Annotated in this window: 17 protein-coding genes and 2 pseudogenes; 10 read left to right on the top strand and 9 right to left on the bottom strand. The window is 69.6% G+C overall.

Annotated features, from left to right (window positions below):
- Window positions 1-127: 127 nt before the first annotated feature.
- On the top strand, window positions 128-703 hold the full coding sequence (locus tag JIW86_RS33775; RefSeq protein ID WP_257557720.1) for a rhodanese-like domain-containing protein: 576 nt from the start codon (window positions 128-130) through the stop codon (window positions 701-703).
- Between the two features lie 29 nt (window positions 704-732).
- Here JIW86_RS33775 and JIW86_RS33770 read toward each other — a convergent pair whose 3' ends face one another.
- Window positions 733-1,284 carry a winged helix-turn-helix domain-containing protein gene (locus JIW86_RS33770; protein ID WP_257557718.1) on the bottom strand — a complete coding sequence of 184 codons (552 nt, stop codon included), beginning with the start codon at window positions 1,282-1,284 and terminating at the stop codon, window positions 733-735.
- A gap of 828 nt (window positions 1,285-2,112) precedes the next feature.
- Here JIW86_RS33770 and JIW86_RS33765 point away from each other — a divergent pair.
- The 6 genes from JIW86_RS33765 to JIW86_RS33745 all read left to right on the top strand — a co-directional run bounded on the left by JIW86_RS33765 (window position 2,113) and on the right by JIW86_RS33745 (window position 7,225).
- Entirely contained in the window at window positions 2,113-3,315 is a 1,203-nt protein-coding gene (locus tag JIW86_RS33765; protein WP_257557716.1) for an acyl-CoA dehydrogenase family protein, read from the top strand.
- A 129-nt stretch (window positions 3,316-3,444) separates the two neighbouring features.
- The gene (locus tag JIW86_RS33760; RefSeq protein ID WP_257557714.1) at window positions 3,445-3,903 is read left to right on the top strand and encodes an RrF2 family transcriptional regulator; all 459 of its coding nucleotides are present in this window, start codon (window positions 3,445-3,447) and stop codon (window positions 3,901-3,903) included.
- A 163-nt stretch (window positions 3,904-4,066) separates the two neighbouring features.
- On the top strand, window positions 4,067-4,138 hold the full coding sequence (locus tag JIW86_RS42225) for a putative leader peptide (RefSeq protein ID WP_353962671.1): 72 nt from the start codon (window positions 4,067-4,069) through the stop codon (window positions 4,136-4,138).
- A gap of 259 nt (window positions 4,139-4,397) precedes the next feature.
- Window positions 4,398-5,507, top strand: a complete 1,110-nt coding sequence (locus tag JIW86_RS33755) for an aliphatic sulfonate ABC transporter substrate-binding protein (RefSeq protein ID WP_257557712.1) — start codon at window positions 4,398-4,400, stop codon at window positions 5,505-5,507.
- A gap of 34 nt (window positions 5,508-5,541) precedes the next feature.
- Entirely contained in the window at window positions 5,542-6,336 is a 795-nt protein-coding gene (locus JIW86_RS33750) for an ABC transporter ATP-binding protein (RefSeq protein ID WP_257553662.1), read from the top strand.
- Window positions 6,323-7,225, top strand: a complete 903-nt coding sequence (locus JIW86_RS33745; protein ID WP_257557703.1) for an ABC transporter permease — start codon at window positions 6,323-6,325, stop codon at window positions 7,223-7,225. The genes JIW86_RS33750 and JIW86_RS33745 overlap by 14 nt, the downstream gene beginning before the upstream one ends.
- A 792-nt stretch (window positions 7,226-8,017) precedes the next feature.
- On the opposite strand, the gene JIW86_RS33740 is transcribed toward JIW86_RS33745, so the two are convergent.
- The 3 genes from JIW86_RS33740 to JIW86_RS33730 all read right to left on the bottom strand — a co-directional run bounded on the left by JIW86_RS33740 (window position 8,018) and on the right by JIW86_RS33730 (window position 11,914).
- Window positions 8,018-9,103, bottom strand: a complete 1,086-nt coding sequence (locus tag JIW86_RS33740) for an acyltransferase family protein (RefSeq protein ID WP_257559535.1) — start codon at window positions 9,101-9,103, stop codon at window positions 8,018-8,020.
- A gap of 101 nt (window positions 9,104-9,204) precedes the next feature.
- The gene (locus JIW86_RS33735; RefSeq protein WP_257557702.1) at window positions 9,205-11,511 is read right to left on the bottom strand and encodes a bifunctional polysaccharide deacetylase/glycosyltransferase family 2 protein; all 2,307 of its coding nucleotides are present in this window, start codon (window positions 11,509-11,511) and stop codon (window positions 9,205-9,207) included.
- Window positions 11,512-11,530: 19 nt separating this feature from the next.
- Window positions 11,531-11,914, bottom strand: a complete 384-nt coding sequence (locus tag JIW86_RS33730; RefSeq protein WP_257557701.1) for a hypothetical protein — start codon at window positions 11,912-11,914, stop codon at window positions 11,531-11,533.
- Between the two features lie 304 nt (window positions 11,915-12,218).
- Between JIW86_RS33730 and JIW86_RS33725 the strand changes: the two genes are divergently transcribed.
- The gene (locus JIW86_RS33725) at window positions 12,219-13,250 is read left to right on the top strand and encodes a chitinase (protein WP_257557699.1); all 1,032 of its coding nucleotides are present in this window, start codon (window positions 12,219-12,221) and stop codon (window positions 13,248-13,250) included.
- Between the two features lie 75 nt (window positions 13,251-13,325).
- On the opposite strand, the gene JIW86_RS33720 is transcribed toward JIW86_RS33725, so the two are convergent.
- Window positions 13,326-13,970: a CatB-related O-acetyltransferase gene (locus tag JIW86_RS33720; protein ID WP_257557697.1), complete on the bottom strand. Its 645-nt coding sequence runs from the start codon at window positions 13,968-13,970 to the stop codon at window positions 13,326-13,328.
- Between the two features lie 344 nt (window positions 13,971-14,314).
- Between JIW86_RS33720 and JIW86_RS33715 the strand changes: the two genes are divergently transcribed.
- Both JIW86_RS33715 and JIW86_RS33710 read left to right on the top strand, forming a co-directional pair.
- A complete protein-coding gene (locus JIW86_RS33715) occupies window positions 14,315-14,671 on the top strand; it encodes a hypothetical protein (RefSeq protein ID WP_257557692.1) in 357 nt (118 codons plus the stop codon).
- Between the two features lie 123 nt (window positions 14,672-14,794).
- Window positions 14,795-16,615 (top strand): glycoside hydrolase family 15 protein, encoded by a 1,821-nt coding sequence (locus tag JIW86_RS33710; RefSeq protein WP_257557691.1) that lies wholly within the window; start codon window positions 14,795-14,797, stop codon window positions 16,613-16,615.
- Window positions 16,616-16,636: 21 nt separating this feature from the next.
- Here the strand turns inward: JIW86_RS33710 and JIW86_RS33705 are convergent, their stop codons facing one another.
- From JIW86_RS33705 to JIW86_RS42215, 4 genes and pseudogenes are all read right to left on the bottom strand, one after another.
- Window positions 16,637-17,347: a hypothetical protein gene (locus JIW86_RS33705; RefSeq protein ID WP_257557690.1), complete on the bottom strand. Its 711-nt coding sequence runs from the start codon at window positions 17,345-17,347 to the stop codon at window positions 16,637-16,639.
- The gene (locus JIW86_RS33700; protein ID WP_257557689.1) at window positions 17,344-17,877 is read right to left on the bottom strand and encodes a SigE family RNA polymerase sigma factor; all 534 of its coding nucleotides are present in this window, start codon (window positions 17,875-17,877) and stop codon (window positions 17,344-17,346) included. Before JIW86_RS33700 ends, JIW86_RS33705 begins: the two co-directional genes overlap by 4 nt.
- 70 nt (window positions 17,878-17,947) lie before the next feature.
- Window positions 17,948-18,832: pseudogene (locus JIW86_RS42220) on the bottom strand (pectinesterase family protein); the annotation flags it as partial.
- Between the two features lie 111 nt (window positions 18,833-18,943).
- A pseudogene (locus tag JIW86_RS42215) lies at window positions 18,944-20,284 on the bottom strand (pectate lyase family protein); the annotation flags it as partial.
- Window positions 20,285-20,317 lie beyond the last annotated feature (33 nt).

Below are 20,317 nucleotides of genomic sequence, written 5' to 3'. Positions count from 1 at the left end.
CGCCCCGAACCCACGCCCGAGGCAGGGCCGAAGCGGGACGGCAGCAGGCCTACCGCACCGCGGACGGGTCCCGGACCGTCGACGGCGCCACCCTCGCTACCCCCCTCTGCCAAGGATCTGATCCGCCATGAGTGATTTCGTCACCACGCTGAGCGTCAGCGAGGCGCAGTCCCGCCTCCACGAGCTGACCGTCGTCGATGTCCGCACTCCGGCCGAGTTCACGTCCGGCCATCTGCCGGACGCCGTCAACGTCCCTCTCGACCGCATCGGGCGGGCGCTGCCGGAGCTCCGGCAGGCCGCCGGGCGCAAGCCGCTTCTCCTGGTGTGCGCCTCGGGTGCCCGCTCGGACAACGCCGCCGGGACCCTGGCTTCCCACGGCATCCCCGCTGCGAGTCTGACCGGTGGCACCACGGCCTGGGTTGCCGAGGGTCACGGGCTTCAGTACCCGGACGGCCGGCCGCATGCCGTCTGGGCCATGGAGCGCCAGGTCCGCTTCACCGCGGGCAGTATCGTGCTACTGGGCTTGGCCCTGGGCCTGTTCGTCCGTCCGGCGTTCCAGCTGCTGTCCGCCGCTATCGCGGCCGGTCTGGTGTTCTCCGCCCTCACCAACACCTGCGGCATGGCAGTCGTACTCGGCAAACTGCCGTTCAACCAGCGGGGGAAGGATCCCCTGGTCACCGCACGGGAGACGCTGCGGGGCTGACCCCGCCGCCAACGAGCCGGCCCTGGGCGCTACTGGTGGTCGGGAACGTACTTGTAGCCGACGCGGCGCACGGTGGAGATGCGGTCCCGGTAGGCGGGACCGAGCTTGCGGCGCAGCCGGGCTACGTGGACATCGACCGTACGGCCGTCACCGATGTGCCCGTAACCCCAGATGCCCGAGATGAGGGCATCACGCGTGTGAACCGTGTACGGATGGGCCACGAGGTGGGCCAGGAGGTCGAACTCCAGGTAGGTGAGATCCAGTTCGCGCCCGTCGACCTCGACCAGCCGACGTGCGCGGTCGACCCGGATGGCGTCGTCGAGCTGGACGGGGTCGGGGTGCGGGGCCGGTTCCGGCTCGGGAACCGGAAGCGTCCTGGGCTCGAGGGGGTGGACCTCCGGACGCACGCCGTGCGCTGTCATCAGTGCCACCGGGTCGACGTTCGCCGGCAGGAACACGAGGTATCCGACGCGGCCGCCATCCGTCCCGCCGGCGGGAACACCGGGCGGACGGTCGCCGACCAGCTGGAGGCGGAGGGCTGGGGAACGGCGGACGGCGGGTGCGGGAATTGCAGTGGTCACGATGAGCCCCTTCGGCTGCTCGGAGTGAGGTACGGATGCCGGGTGTTCGGACACGACAGGGCATGGGGTCTCCGTGCCGGATTCGACCGGGAGGGTCGGCGCGTCGCGGGCCGGGAGGACCCGTACGGCTCACAGGGCCGGGGGCACGAAGACGCGCGACGCAAGGAGAGAAGCGGCAACCGGAACACCGGAGCGCGTCGAGGAAATGCCCTGGCGAAGAAGCCCTAAACAGGTCGGCAGACGGCGCTGGCGACGAGACGGAAGTCAACGTGCCTGCGGCGTACGAGCAATGGCTGCGACGGGGACATGACCACATCGTGAAGTGCTCGGCGGGCACGCGTCAATACTTCCCTACTGATTACATAGGGAATGTCCGGGCGAAGAGCCTGGCCACCCCTGCCGCCACAGCGGATCTCCGTCTCGACGAAGGCTCGCCGACAGGCATCACATCAGGCGAACCCCCTGAGTGCACGCACTCCCTGACAGGGGATCCGCCGGCGACCCAGCCGCACAACCCGGCCACTGACCTGCGGCGTCTTTCATCCCGAGATCGAATTGTCCACGATTCGGTCACACTCTTGCCCGGAACGCAGCTTCGGACGAGTATCCCTATCAATCCGATGGGAAAAGTGGGGAACCGGTGAAGTGCGTCCGGCCACGACGCTGATGCTGAACGGACAAGCACGCCTCCCACACCGCCCAGCAACCGGCCGACGCCACACAACAACGTTCTGGAGTAGCCGACATGACCACCGCCAGCCCCCATGGCACCACTGTCCGCCCAGCCCCTGCGCCACACAGCGGCACCGGGGTCTGCCGGTGACGCCCATGCGGACGACACCCAGTCCTGCCGGCCCCCGATCCGCCGATGAGCGGCGCCGCGCGCTCCTGCGTACCGCCCGCGACGTGGCGGACGACCTCGCCGCGGACGCCATCGCCCGCGATCAGGCCGGCAAGCCGCCGACCGACGAGGCTGCCCGGCTGCGCGAGGCCGGCCTGCCGGCGGCCCTCACCCCGCCCGGGCCCGGCCGCGGGGCGGACTGGCGTACGGGATGCGCCGTCATACGGGAGATCGCCGCAGCGGACAGCTCTGTCGGCGACGTACTCGCCCGCCACTACGTACACGCCTGGAGCGGACGCTTCTACGCGAGTCACGAGCAAGCGACCGCCCTCGAAGAGGAGTCGGTGCGCGAGCGGTGGCTGTGGACCGGGGCGGTCCGCACTCCCGCACCCAACGGCGACACCGAGGGACCGGACCTCACACTGAGGCCGCGCACCACCGGCTACGTGCTGAACGGGCGCCGGTCCGTGGACACGGCGGTGGCCGCGGCCGACCAGATCGTGGTGGATGCCGTCTGCGCCGCGACCGGTGACGTCCTGGTCGTACGGATCCCAGCCGGCGCACAGGGCGTGACCGTCGAACCTGCCCACGATCGCCTCGGGCAGCGGGTCGCCGGCGCGGGCGAGGTCGCCCTGGACAGGGTCACCATCACGCCGGTGCAGGTGCTGGGCCGCCGGCCGCACGACGAGGAGTCGACAGCGCCCTTCACCGCGCTCGCGGAGCCCGCGCTCCGGCTGGCGCTTTGCCACGTCGGCCTCGGCATCGCCGAGGGCGCCCTCACCGAAGCGCGCGACCTCAGCAGGGGCGGCCGCGCACACCGGCTGCCGGGTGAGGACCCTGACCTCTTCCTGACGTACGGGGAACTCGCCTCTGCCGCTCAGACGGCCACCGCCGTGGTCGACCGGGCGACGGAGGTGATGACACAGGCCCTCGCCACGGGTGCGCAGCTCGATGCCGAGGTACCCGCGGGCGTCGCCGCCCTGGTCGCCACGGCCGAGGCCGTGATGTCGAAGGCCACCCTGCACATCACGGCCCGGGTGCTGGAACTCGCCGATGCCCCCGGCCTGGACCGGTTCTGGCGCAATGCCCGAGTCCTGACAGCTCACCGCCCGGTCGCGCACCGCCTGCGCTCCATCGGCGAGCACTACCTCAACGGCTCCCACCGCGCGGTGGCGGCCGCCTTCCATTGACCCGCAGGGCACCGTTCAGGTCGCGGATCCGCGACCTGATCCCCACGGCTGCCGGGCACGAGTACCTGCCCGGCAGCAGGCGGCCACCCGCGACCGACGCCGGCCCAATCCATGCCGGATAATGTCCCTATGCGGATCTCAGCCAGGGCGGACTATGCGGTACGTGCCGCGCTGCAGCTTGCCGCGTCACAGGATGACGGGCCGGTGAAAGCCGAAGCCATCGCCGACGCCCAGGACATTCCGCACAAGTTTCTCGAAGGCATCCTGAACGACATGCGCCGAGGCGGTCTCGTGCTCAGCCAGCGCGGCGGCAACGGCGGCTACCGGCTGGCCAAGCCCGCCCAGTCCATCAGCATCGCGGACGTCATCCGCGTCGTGGACGGACCGCTCGTCTCGGTGCGCGGGGTCCGCCCACCGGACCTGTCCTACACCGGCCCCGCCCAGTCGCTACTCCCCCTGTGGATCGCACTGCGGGCCAACGTGCGCGAGATCCTCGACGGCGTGTCGCTCGCCGACGTCGCGTCGTCCGACCTGCCCTCCGACGTATCGGCACTGGCCGATACCCCCGGGGCCTGGACCAATCCCTGACCCCTGCCCCACCTGCACTTTCTCACATCGCGAGATCTCTGCGTCCACCATGCGGTCAGCCTCTTGGGGCGGGTGCCCACCTCTGCCAATATGCCTACCAACCAGGTAGGAAAACTAGGAATTCAGTGAGGTGGCCGTGCGAACACTGCACCACGCAGGCCGGATGCTGCCTCTGACCTCCCGCCGACACATCGACCTGGTCCGTACGTCCAGCGCCATCTGTCGGACCGGCTGACACCCTTCGCCGGGCCTGGCTCCGTGTAGTGCGCCAATCGGCGCTGTCCCCGTCCGCTCTCCGCCGGCCGGGCGGGCCCCTCGGCCGACCTCACCGATCGCGTGCCTCCGAGCTCGGGCGCCGCACACCTCTCCGTTCCTCAGCCTGCGACCGCGATCCCGCCGCCGACGGCCGGAAGTGGGTGCCGTGCGTGCCGATGGCTTCGCGTCGCCCGTCTCTCCACACCTCCTTGAACACCATCCCGTGAAAGGACACCTCCGTGTCTGCCGCAAGACCGCTCACCACCCTGCGCGCCATCGCCGTCACAGCGGCACTTCCCCTGCTGCTCACCGCCTGCGGCTACGGTTCCGAGGCGAAGAAGGACGACGACAAGGCCAACGTCGCGGCTACCGACGGCAAGAAGCTGTCGGCCTCCGAGGTCCGCATCGGGTACTTCCCGAACCTGACGCACGCCACCGCTCTGGTCGGTCTCCAGGAGGGCCTGATCGAGAAGGAACTGAACGGCACCAAGATCAAGCCGCAGTCCTTCAACGCCGGTCCGTCCGAGATCGAGGCGCTCAACGGCGGCTCTCTCGACATCGGTTTCATCGGCCCCTCGCCCTCGATCAACGGCTACGTCAAGTCCAAGGGCTCCAACCTGAGGATCATCTCCGGTTCGGCCTCCGGCGGCGTCAAGCTGGTCGTGAACCCGGACAAGATCAAAACCCTGGACGACCTCAAGGGCAAGAAGATCGCCACCCCGCAGAAGGGGAACACCCAGGACGTCGCGTTCCTCAACTGGATCTCCGAGAAGGGCTGGACGGTCGACCCGGAGTCCGGCAAGGGCGACGTCTCCGTCGTCCGCACGGACAACAAGGTCACCCCGGACGCCTTCAAGCAGGGCTCGATCGACGGCGCCTGGGTACCCGAGCCCACCGCCTCCAAGCTCGTCTCCGACGGCGGCTCCGTCCTCCTCGACGAGACCTCCCTGTGGCCCGACAAGAAGTTCGTGATCACGAACATCATCGTGTCGCAGAAGTTCCTCAAGGAACACCCGGACGTGGTCGAGGCCGTCCTCAAGGGCACCGTGAAGACCAACGAGTGGATCAACACCAACCCGGACAAGGCCAAGGCCTCCGCGAACGCCAGGCTCGAGGCCGAGGGCGGCAAGCCGCTCGACGCCAAGGTCATCGACCCGGCCTGGCCGAGCATCGCGATCACCGACGACCCGCTGGCCACCACGCTGAAGACGCAGGCCGACTACGCGGTCAAGGCCAAGCTCATCGAGCAGCCCGACCTGACCGGCATCTACGACCTGACGCTCCTGAACAAGGTACTGAAGGCCGCCGGCAAGCCCGAGGTCTCCGACGCCGGCCTCGGCGCCAAGTAACCCCGCAATCCAGCAACCCCAGGAGGTGACGACCATGGCCACCATGCTTGCCAAGGCTGCCGAGGGCACCGTAGCGGAGCTGACGCACGCCGCTCGCATCGAGCACGTCTCGAAGTCCTTCTCCGGCCCGGCCGGATCACAGCTCGTCCTGGACGACATCAGCCTCGATGTCGCTCCCGGAGAGTTCGTCACCATCCTGGGGGCCTCGGGGTGCGGAAAGTCCACCCTGCTCAACCTGGTCGCCGGCCTGGACAAGCCGTCCGCGGGGTCCATCGAGACCCCCGGCGGCCGTCCGGCACTCATGTTCCAGGAACACGCCCTCTTCCCCTGGCTGACCGCGGGCAAGAACATCGAACTCGCCCTGCGCCTGCGCGGGGTGGCCAAGGCCGACCGCAAACCGGAGGCCGAACGGCTGCTGGAACTGGTCCGCCTCGCCGGCGCCTACGGCAAGCGCGTCCACGAACTGTCCGGCGGCATGCGCCAGCGCGTCGCCCTGGCCCGGGCCCTCGCCCAGGACAGCCAGCTGCTCCTGATGGACGAACCCTTCGCCGCGCTCGACGCCATCACCCGCGACGTACTGCACGGCGAACTCACCCGCATCTGGGCCGAGACCAACCTCTCCGTCCTGTTCGTCACGCACAACGTGCGCGAGGCCGTGCGGCTCGCGCAGCGCGTGGTCCTGCTCTCCTCCCGGCCCGGCCGGGTCGCCAAGGAATGGACCGTGGGCATCCCGCAGCCGCGCCGCATCGAGGACGCGGACGTGGCGGAACTGTCCCTTGAGATCACTGAACACCTGCGTGGGGAGATCCGCCGCCATGGCCAGCACTGACACCACCCCGAAGGCCGCGGCCAAGGGCAGGCAGGACGACCTGGCGGGCCTCGAGGCCGGCCTCGACGCCCTCGACGCGGTCCAGACCCACCGCACACCCATCCGCGAGATCCTCGCCAAGAAGGTCCTGCCCCCGGTCCTGGCCGTCGGCCTCGTGCTCCTGGTCTGGCAGATCCTCGTCGCGACGAAGGTCACCGAGGAGACCAAACTCCCCGCACTGTCCGCGGTATGGGACAGCCTGACCGACATGTGGCTCAAGGGCACCCTGCTCGAGGTCATCTGGACCAGCGTGTCACGCGGACTGCTCGGCTTCCTGCTGGCCCTGGCCATCGGCACCCCGCTCGGACTGCTCGTCGCCCGGGTGAAGTTCGTCCGCGCCGCGATCGGCCCGATCCTCCAGGGCCTGCAGTCCCTGCCCTCGGTCGCCTGGGTACCCCCCGCCGTCCTGTGGTTCGGCCTCAACGACGCCATGATGTACACGGTCATCCTGCTCGGCGCCGTCCCCTCCATCGCCAACGGCCTGGTCTCCGGCATCGACCAGATCCCGCCGCTCTACCTGCGGGCCGGGCGCACCCTGGGCGCCACCGGCCTGAGCGGCGCCCGGCACATCGTCATGCCGGCCGCACTGCCCGGCTACCTCGCCGGCCTCAAGCAGGGCTGGGCCTTCTCCTGGCGCTCCCTCATGGCCGCCGAGATCATCGCCAGCTCCCCCGAACTGGGCCTGGGCCTCGGCCAGCTGCTGGAGAACGGCCGCAACAACATCGACCTGCCCGGCGTGTTCCTCGCCATCATCCTCATCCTCGTCGTCGGCATCGCCATCGACCTGCTGATCTTCAGCCCGGTCGAGCGATGGGTCCTGCGCAGCCGCGGCCTGCTGGTGAAGAGCTGATCAGCGGTCGCTCTCGGCACTGACCAGCCGCAGGATCCCCACCTGTCATCTGACCCCGCTGCGCCCCCGAGGGGCCGGCCAGTCGATGCCTCGTCCTCGTCTCTCTTCCACCCCTTCACGGCAGTTGGTCTGCCGTACCCGTACGAGCTGCCGCGCAGTGGAACGTCAACGGCACGGTCCAGACGATCGATGGGTTCTCCACCAACATCATCAAGAACCGCAACCTGAACTGCCTCGACAAGGCGGCGGCCGACTCCCGGCCCTGGTTCGCGTACGTCACCCCGTACGCCTCCCACGGTCCGCGCACCCCCGAGGCGAAGTACGCCGGCAAGGCCGTCCCGGACCGGAACGGCAGGCCCTCCGTCCCGGAGAACGACCGCAGCGACAAGCCGGCTACCGCCCGGCGCACGAGGTGCCGTTCTACCTCTCCTGGCCGGCCGGCGGCCTGAGCGCGGGAACCACCGACAGCCGCATCACCGCGAACATCGACGTCGCCCCCACGTTCCGCGAGTACTACGACCTGGCGGGCGACCCGTACCAGTTGACGAACAAGCTGTACCAGGCCGCACCGGCGGACGAGCAGCACGCCCACCAAACTCGCCGACGCCATGGTCTACGGCGGAGGCGGCGCCCGGGACGGACTGATGACCGTCACCGGCGACACGACCCAGGGGTACACCGGCACCCTCACCCTCGGCATCGCCCCCGACGCGGTGAGCGGGGGAAGCGAAGCCCCGGGAGGCGGCGGCCAACCGCCGAGCGGCGCGCGCGGCGTCGGGGTGCCGGCTCCCCCTACGGAAACAGCCGCGGCCTCTTCTTCGCCGCCACGTCCTCGACCCAGCCGCACAGCAGGACGGCCACCGCGAGCAGGAGCCACCCGATCCCGAACAGGAACCATTGGCTCTCCAGCGGCAGGTAGGCCGCGAGGGCGGGAGCGTCCCAGAAGCGGTCGAGCAGGGGGACCGCGAGGATCAGCGCGATCTCGTGCCAGAGGTAGATCGTCACGGCACGGCGATTGAAGATCGTCACGATCCGGTCGAGTCTCCCGAAGCGCGCGAGGCCCGCGAAATCGACCTTGTAGTACGCCTTGAAGTACATCAGCAGCGTCACGAAGCCGGCGCAGTAGAAGGTCTGCGCGAGGGGGATGTCGTCGAGGTCGTAACCACCCGTCTCCGCCTGGTGCGTGAGCGCGTACCGGGCGCCGAACGCCAGCGCCGCGAGCGAACCGGTGACCACGGGGCCCGGCTTCATCCTCCGCAGGACGCCGTCGTGGTGTGCGAAGCCGACGAGCCAGCAGAACAGGAAGGTGGCGAGGTCGACGAGGCCGCCACCGAAGCGGCCGTCGGGTGGCACCCAGAGGAACTGGAAGACCAGGACCGGAGCCAGGGAGAGCAGCAGCACAGGGATGGGCGCCTTGCGGAACACCCGGAGCAGGAGCGGAGAGAGCAGAACGAACCAGAGGTACGCACGCAGGTACCAGAGGACCTCCCAGGCCTGGACACCCCACTCGTCACCCTGGGGGTCACCGAGGGGCAGCACCCAGTAGAGAACGTCCGGGCCCGGCGTCCAGCCGTGGATCACCATCGCGGCCACGACGAAGAAGCCCCAGAACCAGAACGGCAGGAGCAGCCTGCGCATCCGGCCCTTGATCACCTGGAGCGCCGGACGCTCGAGGGATTTCGCCATCAGCGTGCCGGCGAGCGCGAACATCACCCCCATGGACGGGAAGAGCATGCCTGCCCAGGCCCAGCCGAAGGCGTGGTAGGTCACCACGCGTACGAGAGCAACGGCGCGCAGCACGTCGAAGTAGCGATCACGCCCTCCGGCCGGCCGCGCGCTCTGCGCCTTCGGCGGTTCGGATCTCAGCACGGGCGGCACGGGCGGCGCCGCCGGCACCCGGGTCAGCCGGAGAGTGTGCACGTCAAATCCTGGCCCCGCCGGGGCGTCCTGGCCGCTTTGCCGCCGGTACGGGACCCCGCTCATCGGCCGGCCCCCGCGGGGGTGCCGACTTCGCCCGTGCGCTTGAGTTTCTGCCAGCGCAGGCGGCCGCCGGTGAGCGCGGTGACGCAGGAGTGGATGAGGACCAGGTACATCATCTGGCGGTACGCGAGCTGCTGTAGCGGCATCATCAGGAGGTACCGGTACCGCTCGCGGTCAAGCCGGAACGCGTAGGCCGCACAGACGAGTTGAACGGCCAGCACCGCCAGCCACGCGATCAGGGCCGCCTTGAAGTCGACGAAGATCATCGAATAGGCGGTGAACACGTCGATGAGCGGGGCGAACACGGGCGTGACGATCTGGAAGATCACGACCAGCGGCATGCCGACCCTGCCGAAGCGACCCGACGGGCCTTTGTCCGTAAGGGACTTTCGGTGCTTCCAGAGTGCCTGCATGGTGCCGTAGCTCCAGCGGTAGCGCTGACTCCACAGCTGCTTCAGCGAACCGGGCGCCTCCGTCCAGGCCTTGGCGTGCTCCTGGTAGACGACCCGCCATCCCGCGCGGTGCATGGCGATGGTGATGTCCGTGTCCTCGGCGAGGGTGTCCTCGCTCATACCGCCGACTTCCAGCACCGCGTCACGGCGGAAGGCGCCGATCGCGCCCGGAATCGTGGGCATGCAGCGCAGCAGGTCGTACATGCGGCGGTCGAGGTTGAAGCCCATGACGTACTCGATGTGCTGCCACGCGCCGATGACCGTGTCGCGGTTGCCGACCTTGGCATTGCCCGCAACCGCGCCGACCCGTGGATCGGCGAAGGGCTGCACCAGCTGTCCCACGGTGTCCGGCTCGAAGACGGTGTCGCCGTCCATCATCACGATGATGTCGTAACGGGCGTTGCGTACGCCGTTGTTGAGTGCGGCAGGCTTGCCCGCGTTCTCCTGCCGGATGACGCGGACGTTTGGCATGCCGAGCGACTCGGCGATCTCGGACGTGTTGTCCGTCGAACCGTCGTCGACGACGATGATCTCGATCGGATGGGTGCTCTGCGCCAGCGACTTGAGGGTGTTGGCGATGCACTCCTTCTCGTTGTACGCGGGCACGATCACGCTCACCGGCCGGGTGACCGTCGGCCCCCAGCTGAACCGGCGCCTGTTGCGCTGTCTGTGGTGACGTCGGGCGAGGATCACCATCAGCCCGAACCGGCCCATGACGGCGACACCGACCACCGCGAGCCCGATCGCGAGCCCCGGAACGGCCCACTCGGCAACGGCGACGGCCGCGATGAGGGCCTTGCCCTCGAACAGGGTCGCTCCCGTGGCGGTGCGGTGGGCGGCCTGGAGGCTGCCCGCTCCCCCGGGTCGCGCGTCACCCGGTGCCCGGTCTCCCGGCTGCTCACCGCCGACCTGCTGACGGTTCGCCTGCTGGTCCGTGCCGGCCGCCCCGGCGTCCGCCCCCTGGGCGCCGCTCCCCGCCTTCTGGGTCGCGCCGCTGACGGTGGTGAACGTGTAGCCGAGCGCCTTCATCTTCTTGATGTACTCGGGAAGCGCCTTGACCGTCTGACTGCGGTCGCCGCCCGCGTCGTGGAAGAGCACAGAGGCGCCCTTGCCCGAGGACGGCGTGGCCCATTCGACGATCTTGGAAACGCCCGGGGTCTTCCAGTCGTCGCTGTCGGTGTCCACGAAGACGCTGGTGTAGCCCTGCTCGCCGAGCTGCTTGTAGACGGGCCAGCTGTAGTTGTCGATTGCGTCCGGCTGGGAGGAGTACGGAGCACGGAACAGTGTCGTCGTGATCCCCGCCGCACCCGCGAGCGCGAGCTGGGTCTGCTCCATCTCGCGGGTGACCCGGGCGCTGCTCTGGTACGAGAGATCGACGTGCGTGAACGTGTGGATGCCCACCTCGCTGCCCTGATCCACCAGGTCCTTCACGATGCCCGGGTTACGCGCGACCATCGAGCCGACCAGGAAGAACGTGCCCGGGATCTCGTTGTCCTCAAGGATCTTGAGGACCTTGGGCGTCCAGGTGGGGTCCGGTCCGTCGTCGAAGGTCAGGGCGATGGTCTTGTCCGGCACCGACACCGACTGCGCCTGGCCGCCCCGGAAGCTCAGGATCGGTCCGCCGCCGAGGACCTCGTCGGGGACCTCGTCGGAACCGGCCCCGGTGCGGATGCGCTCGTCGCCGCCCACCTCGGCGCGCAGAAAGCCGTCGAGCAACATCACGCCGGTGAGCGCGGCGAGGAGAATCAGCGCGAGGATCACGCGCGGTTTCTGCAGGGCCGCGGCCTTGCCCGCGGCCCGCGTCATCCGGGAAGGGGCGCGCCTGCGACCGCGCGAGGGTGTGGTGGTCGTCATGGGTTTCTTCGGGCTCCGGTCAGCTGGCGCGGGTGGGGGCAGGGACAGACGGGGCGGGAGTGACTGTCGGCGGGGCGCCGGTGGGCTTCGGGGGCGGCGTGCCGATGCCGCCCTGCGGCCCGCCGTAACCGAGTCCGGGGTCCTGGGCGCCGGGAGCAGGGCCGCCGCCCCCGAAGGGCAGCAGCGAGGACGGGGCGAGCGAGGTGCCCCAACCCATGAAGGCCATGCCGAGCACGGCCGCGTACACGACACAGACGGCACCGCCGGCGAGACCGATCCGGCGGAGCAATCTGGCCCTGCGCCCGGAGTTGTCGACGAACACGGGGCCCTCCGCGCACCCGTTGCGGGGCTTGCGGCGGCCGCGCGGGGCGGAGCGGTTTTCGGGAAGAGGCTCGGAATGCATTCCAGGAGATTAAGACCGATCCCTGAGCCAAAACCCTGACTTCCCTATGAGGCTCCTATGAACAACAGCTCAACCTGTGCATTTCCTGAGCGAATCCGAAATCACTCACGGAAGTCAGGGCGGATGAAAAGGGCCTGATTGCCCGGGTATTTACATTCGGCGATCCGTATTCTGGAAGGTTTCCATGAACCGTCTGCGCACTTCCTGCCGCGATAAAATTCAGCCGCATATGAGACATTCCCACTCCGGGAACATGATTTGTTTCCGACCTGGCACGGCAATCACGAGAGCGGGAGTACGTACGATGCGAAATTTCCTGAAGCCGGCCGCCGGGCTCGCCTGTCTGGTGGCCCTGGCCTGTGCCGGATGTTCCTCGGACGGGACCGGACCATCGGGCGACGCAGGCTCGCCGACCCCGTCCGGGGCCGGTGCGTCACCCTCGACGACAGCGGCGCCGAGCACGTCCTACGCCCCCTACGTCAGCGCCACCGCGGCCTCCGCCAACGACTCCGCCGGCTCCCCTTCGGCGTACAACCTGGCCTTCGTCATCTCGGACGGAAGTGACTGCACGCCGAAGTGGGACGGGAGCCAGGCCATCGACGACCCGACGGTGAAGTCCCGTATCTCGGCGCTGACATCGTCCGGCAGCAGCGTGCGCGTCTCGTTCGGCGGCGCCTCCGGCGCGGAGCTCGCAGCGGTTTGCGCCAACGCGTCCGCGCTCGCCGCTGCCTACGCGGACGCGCTCGACGCCGCCGGGGCGACGCAGGCAGACTTCGACATCGAGGGCGACGACCTCGGCGACTCGGACGCGGTCGAGATGCGCTCCAAGGCCATCGCGCTGCTCCAGAAGGAGCGCAGCGATTTGACGGTCTCCTTCACCCTGCCCGTCATGCCCTCCGGGCTCGACGAGGGCAGCCTTGCGCTGCTGCAGTCCGCCAACGACAACGGCGTGCAGGTGGCCACCGTCAACATCATGACGATGAACTACGGCGGCACGTACACCGGCGACATGGGTGACTACGCGATCGCCTCCGCCCAGGCCGCGCACGATCAACTGCAGGACGTCTTCGGCCTCTCCGCCGACGACGCCTGGCGCGGTCTCGCCGTCACCTCGATGATCGGTGACAACGACATCGCCGGTGAGACGTTCACGCTGTCCGACGCGGCTCGGGTGCGGTCCTTCGCCGAGGACAAGGGCATCGCCTGGGTGTCGATGTGGTCGGCCTTCCGGGACCGGCAGTGCGAGGACGGTGACACCTCGTCGGACGACGCGGCAACGAACTGCAGTGGGGTGTCGCAGAGCGCCGGGGCGTTCGCGGAGGCCTTCTCCGGCTGAACCGCTGCGTCGGTGGGCCCGGCCGGCCGGTCACCACTGGTGTCCCGGAGTGGTGTGTGCTCCCTGTGGGCCGGCTCAGGCTCGTGGTGCGATCTCTTCGAGGTCGTCGATGGTGCCGGACATGACGACCCGGATGTGTTCGGTGAGGTGTTCTGCGGGCCAGTCCCACCAGGCGAGGTCAAGCAGGCGGGCGATGTCGTCGTCGTTGTGGCGGGTGCGGATGAGTTTGGCCGGGTTGCCGCCGACGATGGCGTAGTCGGGGACGTCGTCGACGACGACGCTGCCGGATCCGATGATCGCGCCGTGCCCGATACGGACTCCGGGCATGACCATGGTGTTGTAGCCGAACCAGACGTCGTTGCCGACGACGGTGTCGCCCCTTCCTGGCAGGCCGGTGAGCAGGTCGAAGTGCTCGGCCCAGGAGCCGCCCATGATGGGGAAGGGGAACGTGGAGGGGCCGTCCATGCGGTGGTTGGCGCCGTTCATGATGAACCGCACTCCGGTTCCCAGAGCGCAGAACTTCCCGATGAGCAGTTTCTCCGGCCCGTAGTGGTAGAGAACGTTGCGGGTCTCGAACGCGGTCGGATCTTCCGGGTCGTCGTAGTAGGAGTACTCGCCGACCTCGATCAGCGGCGAGGTCACCAGCGGCTTCAGCAGCACCACGCGCGGCTGGTCGGGGAACGGGTGAAGCACCGTCGGGTCTGCGGGAAGGCGGTTCATGGCAGTCGCTTTCGGTTCGACAACAGCTGGTGAATGCTCCCATTCTGCGTATGCCGCACGGCCGTTCATCAGCCGCGCAGCGGCCCGTTCGCGGCAGCCTGGCCCGCGGCCGACGGGCAGGACGATTCGCGCAGGGCACGCACCGTAGCCGTGGTCTCACTTCGAGTTGCCCCGTCGCGGCTGCGCCGCGCCTGATCGCCGGGCCCGCACTACAGTGGCGGTACGAGGACCACCCGCAGCGGATGATCAGAGAGTCCTCCTCATCGCGACCCTGAGGACGCAGGCGCCCGATCTCCCTCCGAGGTCGCGGCAAGCCGACGGTGGCGCCGAAGGAGGCCGAGCCCATGCCCCGCATACGTCACCTGAGAATGAAGTCCGCTCCGGCACCCCGCACCGCCGGGATCGGGAGGGGCGGCTGGGTCCTGATCGGCGCCTCGGGCATCGCCCTGGGGGCGGTGTTCCACGCTGTCGCCGGTGTTGCGGAGATCGCCAAAGAGGTGCTGCGAAGAGAGCCGCGCACGGCGCACGGAGAGGGCGGATCGCCTGTCGTGGTGGCCCCCGCGCTGCCGCACGAGGCGGCCGGCTGGGTCCTGATCGCCGCGGCCGCCATAGTGGTGAGCGGGCTCTCCCACGCCGTGGCCAATATTGCGGAGCTGGCCAGAGAGATGCTGGGAGCGAAGCCGCACGCCACTCAGGGCTGAAGCAAGGCCGCCGCCGTCCCTGTCGGCTGCCCCGACCTCCGGCACGCCACATCGGCGTGGCAAGGACGACCGGGGTGAGCGATGGTGGATGCAGGGGGTCTCCTCCGAGACTCCGGAGCAACCATGGACCGCTATCCACCCATCGCTGAGCACGGCCTGGTGGGCGATCTGCAGACCGCCGCACTCGTCTCGTCGAAGGGCGTCGTCGACTGGTTCGCCGCCCCCAGGTTCGACTCTCCCAGCATCTTCGCCGCCCTGCTCGACCACGACCGCGGCGGGTACTTTCTGCTGGCCCCCGAGAACCCCGACGCGGTCTGCAAACAGCTCTACTACCCCGGCACCGCCATCCTGGTGACCCGGTTCATGTCGCCGGACGGCGTGGGCGAGGTGATCGACTTCATGCCTCCGGACCCCACCCGCACCGCCACCGACCGGCACACCCTGGTCCGCGCGGTACGCGCCGTGCGGGGCACCGTCGACTTCACGCTCGAGTGCCGACCGCGCTTCGATTACGCCCGGGCCGGCCATCAGCTCGAACTCGACGACAACGGCGCCGTGTTCCGGGCTCCGGGGATCGATGCGCACCTGCAGGCCACCTTCCCGCTGGAGCGGGACGGCGACGACGTGGGCGGCAGGGTGACGCTGAGCGCCGGTGAGTCCGGCGGCGCAGTCTTCACCGTCTGCGCATCCGGCGGCGAGGCACCGGTCTCCCCCACCGTCGACGGGCTGACCGGACAGGTCGAGGAGGTCAACCGTTTCTGGGAGCAGTGGCTGCACCAGTCCCACTACCGGGGCCGCTGGCCCGAGCTGGTCCACCGCTCGGCGATCACTCTCAAGCTCCTCACCTACGCCCCCACCGGCGCCTTGATCGCGGCGGCCACGATGGGCCTGCCCGAACAGGTCGGCGGAGAGCGCAACTGGGACTACCGCTTCACCTGGGTGCGTGACGGCTCGCTGTCCGTGCGGGCCATGCTGGACCTCGGCTTCGTCGAGGAGGCCATCGCCTTCGTCCACTGGCTCGTGGAGAGGCTGCGCGAGCGCGAGGGCAAGGACGGCGAGCCGCTGCAGACCATGTACCGGGTCGACGGCGATCCCGACCTGCCGGAGGAGACACTCGATCACTTCGAGGGCTACCGCGGTTCCGCGCCCGTGCGCATCGGCAACGGCGCTGCCGACCAGCTTCAGCTCGACATCTACGGCGAGGCCGTATACGCACTGGCACAAGGTGACGAAATCGCACAGCAGGCCAGCTTCCGGGGGTGGCAGAGCCTGGCCAGGACGATGGACTGGCTCGCCGACAACTGGGACAGGCCGGACGAGGGCATCTGGGAGACTCGCGGCGGCCGACAGGACTTCACCTACAGCAAGATGATGTCCTGGGTGGCCTTCGACCACGGGATGCGTCTGGCCGAGGTCATGCGCAAGCCCGCCGACCTGGAGAGATGGCGCAAGGCGAGGGACACCGTCTTCGACGCGGTCATGCAACGCGGCTGGAGCGAGAAGGAGCGCGCCTTCATCCAGCACTACGACAGCGACGTCCTGGACGCCTCGTTGCTGCTCATGCCGAGGGTCGGATTCATCGCCGCCAGGGATCCTGCCTGGCTGTCCACGCTCGACGCCATGGACCGCAAGCTCGTCTCCGACAGCCTTGTCTACCGCTACGACCCGGCGGCGTCGCCGGACGGACTGCGCGGCTCGGAAGGCACCTTCAGTCTGTGCACCTTCCTCTACGTGGACGCACTCGCCCGGGCAGGTCGGCTGCCTCAAGCCCGGTACACCTTCGAGAAGATGCAGACGTACGCGAACCACGTCGGGCTCTTCGCCGAGGAGATCGGTCCGAGCGGGGAGCAACTGGGAAACTTCCCACAGGCATTCACCCACCTGTCGCTGATCATGGCCGCCATCACCCTCGACGAAGCGCTCGACCGGGAACAGCGACGCTGAACGGCGGGGCGTGGACGCGCCCTACGCGAACCCACCCCACACGGCGGCTCCGCTCTCCGCGTCACCGGCACCGGCGTCGATCCGGTACGTGTCGTCCTTCGCGTCGCGTCCGCCGGCAGCGTGGTTGAACTGGCCGGCGAAGACGTGCTCGCCGGCCGGGACGGTCCTGCCGGGTTTGAGGGTCCACCGGTAGACGAGGAAGCCGCCTTCCTGGCGGACGGAGAGGTCGAAGTCCGCGGCGGGGCGGGTCCGCCAGCTGCCGGTGTCCTTCACCCCTTCGGTGAGGGCGATGCGCAGCTCGACGACGAGCGCGGTGAGCGGCTTCCTCGCCTTGAGGGTGACGTTGCTCTGTGCCCAGTAGGCGTTGCCGTGGGGGTCGACGGAGCCGTCGGCCCACAGTGGACCGTCCTCGGTCCGGCTGCCCTCCGCCGGCGGTGCCGCGCTGCCGCCGGCGGACGGGGCGGCGGCCGTCGGATTCCGTGGCGGGTCCGGGGTGTGCACGACGGCGACCACCGTGAGGGCGCTCACCGTCAGGGTTCCGGCGGTGGCCAGGGTCGCGAGGACGATCTTCGGCCAGGACAGGGTGCGGGCGCGGGCGCGCTCGCGGTCCCGCAGCCGGTCGGCGGTGCCGCGACGGGCCATGCCGCGCTCGACCCGGGCCAGCATGCGGGCCCGGTCGGGCAGGTGGGCTTCGGCGCTCTCGCGCAGCAGTCCGCGCAGTTCGTCGGTCACCGGCTTCCCCTTCCCACCAGCTCATCGTCGGCGGCCCGGGCACCGAGCAGCCGCTGCAGTTCCGCCGTCCCCTTCGAGGTCTGGCTCTTCACCGTACCCACCGATATCCCGAGCGCCGCCGCGGTGTCCTTCTCCGAGAGGTCGAAGGCGTACCGCAGTACCACGCAGGCGCGTTTGCGGAACGGCAGGGTGTCCAGCGCGGCCCGTACGTCCATGACGGCGGCCATGTCCGGGCCGTCGGTCCGCTCCGGGCGGTGCGACCAGAACAGCAGGACGCGCCGCCGCTCGCGCACCGTGCTCCGGATCCGGCTGCGGGCGAGGTTGGCGACGATTCCGCGGGCGTAGGCCGCCGCGGAGTCGGCGCGGCGGGCCCTGTCCCAGCGGTGCCAGAGCGCGACCATCGCGTCCGCGGCGAGGTCGTCGGCAGCGTCCGCCTCTCCGGTCAGCAGGTACGCCAGGCGGGAGAGTTGGGCATGGTGGCGTTCGAAGAACGCGTGGAAATCCGCGGCCGCCGCCTCGTCTTCGGTCATGGCCTCGGTACGGCTTCTCGGTGCGACGGGGGCGATCTCAGGCAGGTGCCGGAGCGTAGCAGTCCGTTCATCAGACCGTCGGGTTCCAGCCGTCAGTGCCGGCCAGGTAGGCGCGGGCGGTGTGGGCCGCGGCCTGGTCCGGGCCGAGCTGGGGCCGGTTCGCTCCGGTGCCGGCGCCGGGGCCCGTGTTGGCGTACTCGGCGAACCGGGCGGACTTCCACGAGAAACCCCCCATGTCGGTCCAGGGCCCCTCGGTCTTCACGGCTGCGGGCAGGCTCGTGTTGCGGATGACCAGCTGGCCGACCGCGCTCGCGCCGGGGTGCCAGGGCCGGCCGAGGTAGTAGGTCCCGGGCTGGGCGGGGCTGCTGATGGTGCTGTCGGTGATGAGGATCCCGTACGGCTTGGCCGCATCGGTGTTCGGCGCGGCGAGGTATCCGCCCAGCCCGCCGGCCGCGGCGCCCCGGTCGCGCAGGGTGATGTTGACGTGGTCGTAAACGGCGGTGGCGTTGCCGAAGACGAAGTCGACGTCCCCCGCGATGAAGCAGTGGCGGAAGTACTGCCGGTACTGGCCGGTGGCCGAGGGAGCCCAGTTCAGGACGGTGTCCTGGTGCCCGATGAATCGCGAGTCGAGGTACTTCTGACGGTCGCCGGACGCGTTGACCGCCACGGCCTGGGTGTCCCTGACGTCCGGGTGCGCCGACCTCTCCCACGTGTTCTCGACCGTGACACCTGTGACGGTGATGTCGTTCGCCGAGAAGGTCGCGGTGGCACTGCCCGCGGTTCCGTACGTACCGCCTCCGGGCTTCGGCGTGCCGGAGGCGTTGTCGTAGGTGATGACGACGTCCTCGGCATTGCCGGTGACGCCCTTGAGGGTCAGCCCGTGCTTGGAGGCGGGGACGTTCACCGTCTCCCGGTAGGTGCCGCGTGCCACCAGGACGGTGTCGCCCGCGGTGGCCGCGTCGACGGCGGCCTGCACGGAACGGTGCGCTGCGGAGCCGTCGGCGGCGACCGTCAGCGTACGGCCGCCGGCCGGACCGGACGGGGCGGGAGCCTTGCCTCCGGTCTCGGTGAGGACGCCGGCGCCCGCCTTCGCCGCCAGCTTCGCCGGCAGTCCGGCGGCGGGTTCCAGTCCGGCGGTGAGGGTGGGCTTCCAGCCGACGGTGGTCTTGATCTTCTTCCCGGGGTTGGCGTCGTTGTGAGCGGCGACCAGGTCCACGGGGGCGCCGCTGACGAGGTTGCCGCTGCCCGCGATGGCTCCGGTGCCGTCTCCGCTGAGCAGCTGGGAGGTCTTCCGGTCTGAGGAGAGCTTCCAGTAGTTGTTCTGCGTGACGACCTGGGCGCCGGCTCGGGAGTTGACGCTGTAGCTGTGCGCGTAGCCCTCCGACGCCGTGGTGTCGTAGTAGTTGTCGTACAGGTGGATCTGACCCACCCGGGCGAGAGGGGCGCGCTGGACGATGCCCCGGAAGACGTTGTGATGGAGCGTCACCCGCAGTTTGGTGTCCTTGTCGCTGCTGCCGATCAGCATCGTCTTGTCGTGGTTGCTGAACGCGTTGTATCCGACGGTGACCAGGTCGGAGGCGTTGGTGATGTCGAGGGCGCCGTCATGGACCTGGTACTCGCGGCCGAAGCGGACCGGGTTGGCGGAGTCCGGGTGCGGGGCGTCGGAGAAGCTGTTGTGGTCGACCCAGACGTGGGTGGCGCCGCGCAGGCTGACGGCGTCGTAGGCGGAGTTCCAGTTGCCGGTGGAGCCGTCGGTCGGGTCCCACTGCGGGAAGCAGTCCCGGACGTCGGTGAGCGACAGGTTGCGGATGATCACGTTGTCGGCGTTCTTCACGACCAGGCTGCCGCCGGTGATGCCCGCTCCGGTGCCGGGCACGCCGATGACGGTGGTCCGCGCCGGCACCGTGAACACCATGCGGGCGGCCTGCCTGGCCTGGGCCGCCCTGCGGGCGTCCTCCTGGGCGCCGGACGGCACCTTGGCACGGCCCCAGACGGCGGGATCGTAGGCCTTGAGGTAGGAGTCGAGCGAGTAGCCGGTGCCCGCGGCGTAGTCGGCGCAGCTCTGCGGCTTCCCGCTGTCGTCGGTGTTGGCGTCGATCAGGCCCTTGACCCGGACGATCCGCGGGGCGTCGGCCGGGCCCGCGGCCAGGGCTTTCGCCAGCTCGGCGCGGGTGGAGACGGTGAAGACGCGTGCTGCGGCCGCGGCCCGGCCGCCGGTGGTGCCCGAGCCGCTCGCGGCCCAGCCGTCCCGGGCGGGCAGCACTCCGTGGGCGAGGTCGGCGGGTGCCACGGCATCGGCCTTCACGACCAGCGGCACGGCGCCGAGACCGGCGGCGATCAGGGTGGCCGCTCCGACCAGGGCAAGCCTTCGACGTCCGGTGGGGCGGCGGTGCGGGGAAGCGGACATGGGCGGTGGCTCCTTGGGGTGAGGTGCACTGTT

The sequence above is a fragment of the Streptomyces sp. NBC_00162 genome, from assembly GCF_024611995.1.
Lineage (GTDB): Bacteria > Actinomycetota > Actinomycetes > Streptomycetales > Streptomycetaceae > Streptomyces.
The sequence above is the reverse complement of the archived record's forward strand: the minus strand, read 5'-3'. Positions and strand labels throughout refer to the sequence as shown.

What these genes read in the sequence shown, in the direction of transcription:
- JIW86_RS33775 (WP_257557720.1), top strand. Translation starts at nt 128, where the DNA reads ATGAGTGATTTCGTCACCACGCTGAGCGTCAGCGAGGCGCAGTCCCGC.
- JIW86_RS33765 (WP_257557716.1), top strand. Translation starts at nt 2,113, where the DNA reads ATGCGGACGACACCCAGTCCTGCCGGCCCCCGATCCGCCGATGAGCGG.
- JIW86_RS33760 (WP_257557714.1), top strand. Translation starts at nt 3,445, where the DNA reads ATGCGGATCTCAGCCAGGGCGGACTATGCGGTACGTGCCGCGCTGCAG.
- JIW86_RS33750 (WP_257553662.1), top strand. Translation starts at nt 5,542, where the DNA reads ATGGCCACCATGCTTGCCAAGGCTGCCGAGGGCACCGTAGCGGAGCTG.
- JIW86_RS33745 (WP_257557703.1), top strand. Translation starts at nt 6,323, where the DNA reads ATGGCCAGCACTGACACCACCCCGAAGGCCGCGGCCAAGGGCAGGCAG.
- JIW86_RS33735 (WP_257557702.1), bottom strand. Translation starts at nt 11,511, where the DNA reads ATGACGACCACCACACCCTCGCGCGGTCGCAGGCGCGCCCCTTCCCGG.
- JIW86_RS33730 (WP_257557701.1), bottom strand. Translation starts at nt 11,914, where the DNA reads ATGCATTCCGAGCCTCTTCCCGAAAACCGCTCCGCCCCGCGCGGCCGC.
- JIW86_RS33725 (WP_257557699.1), top strand. Translation starts at nt 12,219, where the DNA reads ATGCGAAATTTCCTGAAGCCGGCCGCCGGGCTCGCCTGTCTGGTGGCC.
- JIW86_RS33720 (WP_257557697.1), bottom strand. Translation starts at nt 13,970, where the DNA reads ATGAACCGCCTTCCCGCAGACCCGACGGTGCTTCACCCGTTCCCCGAC.
- JIW86_RS33715 (WP_257557692.1), top strand. Translation starts at nt 14,315, where the DNA reads ATGCCCCGCATACGTCACCTGAGAATGAAGTCCGCTCCGGCACCCCGC.
- JIW86_RS33710 (WP_257557691.1), top strand. Translation starts at nt 14,795, where the DNA reads ATGGACCGCTATCCACCCATCGCTGAGCACGGCCTGGTGGGCGATCTG.
- JIW86_RS33700 (WP_257557689.1), bottom strand. Translation starts at nt 17,877, where the DNA reads ATGACCGAAGACGAGGCGGCGGCCGCGGATTTCCACGCGTTCTTCGAA.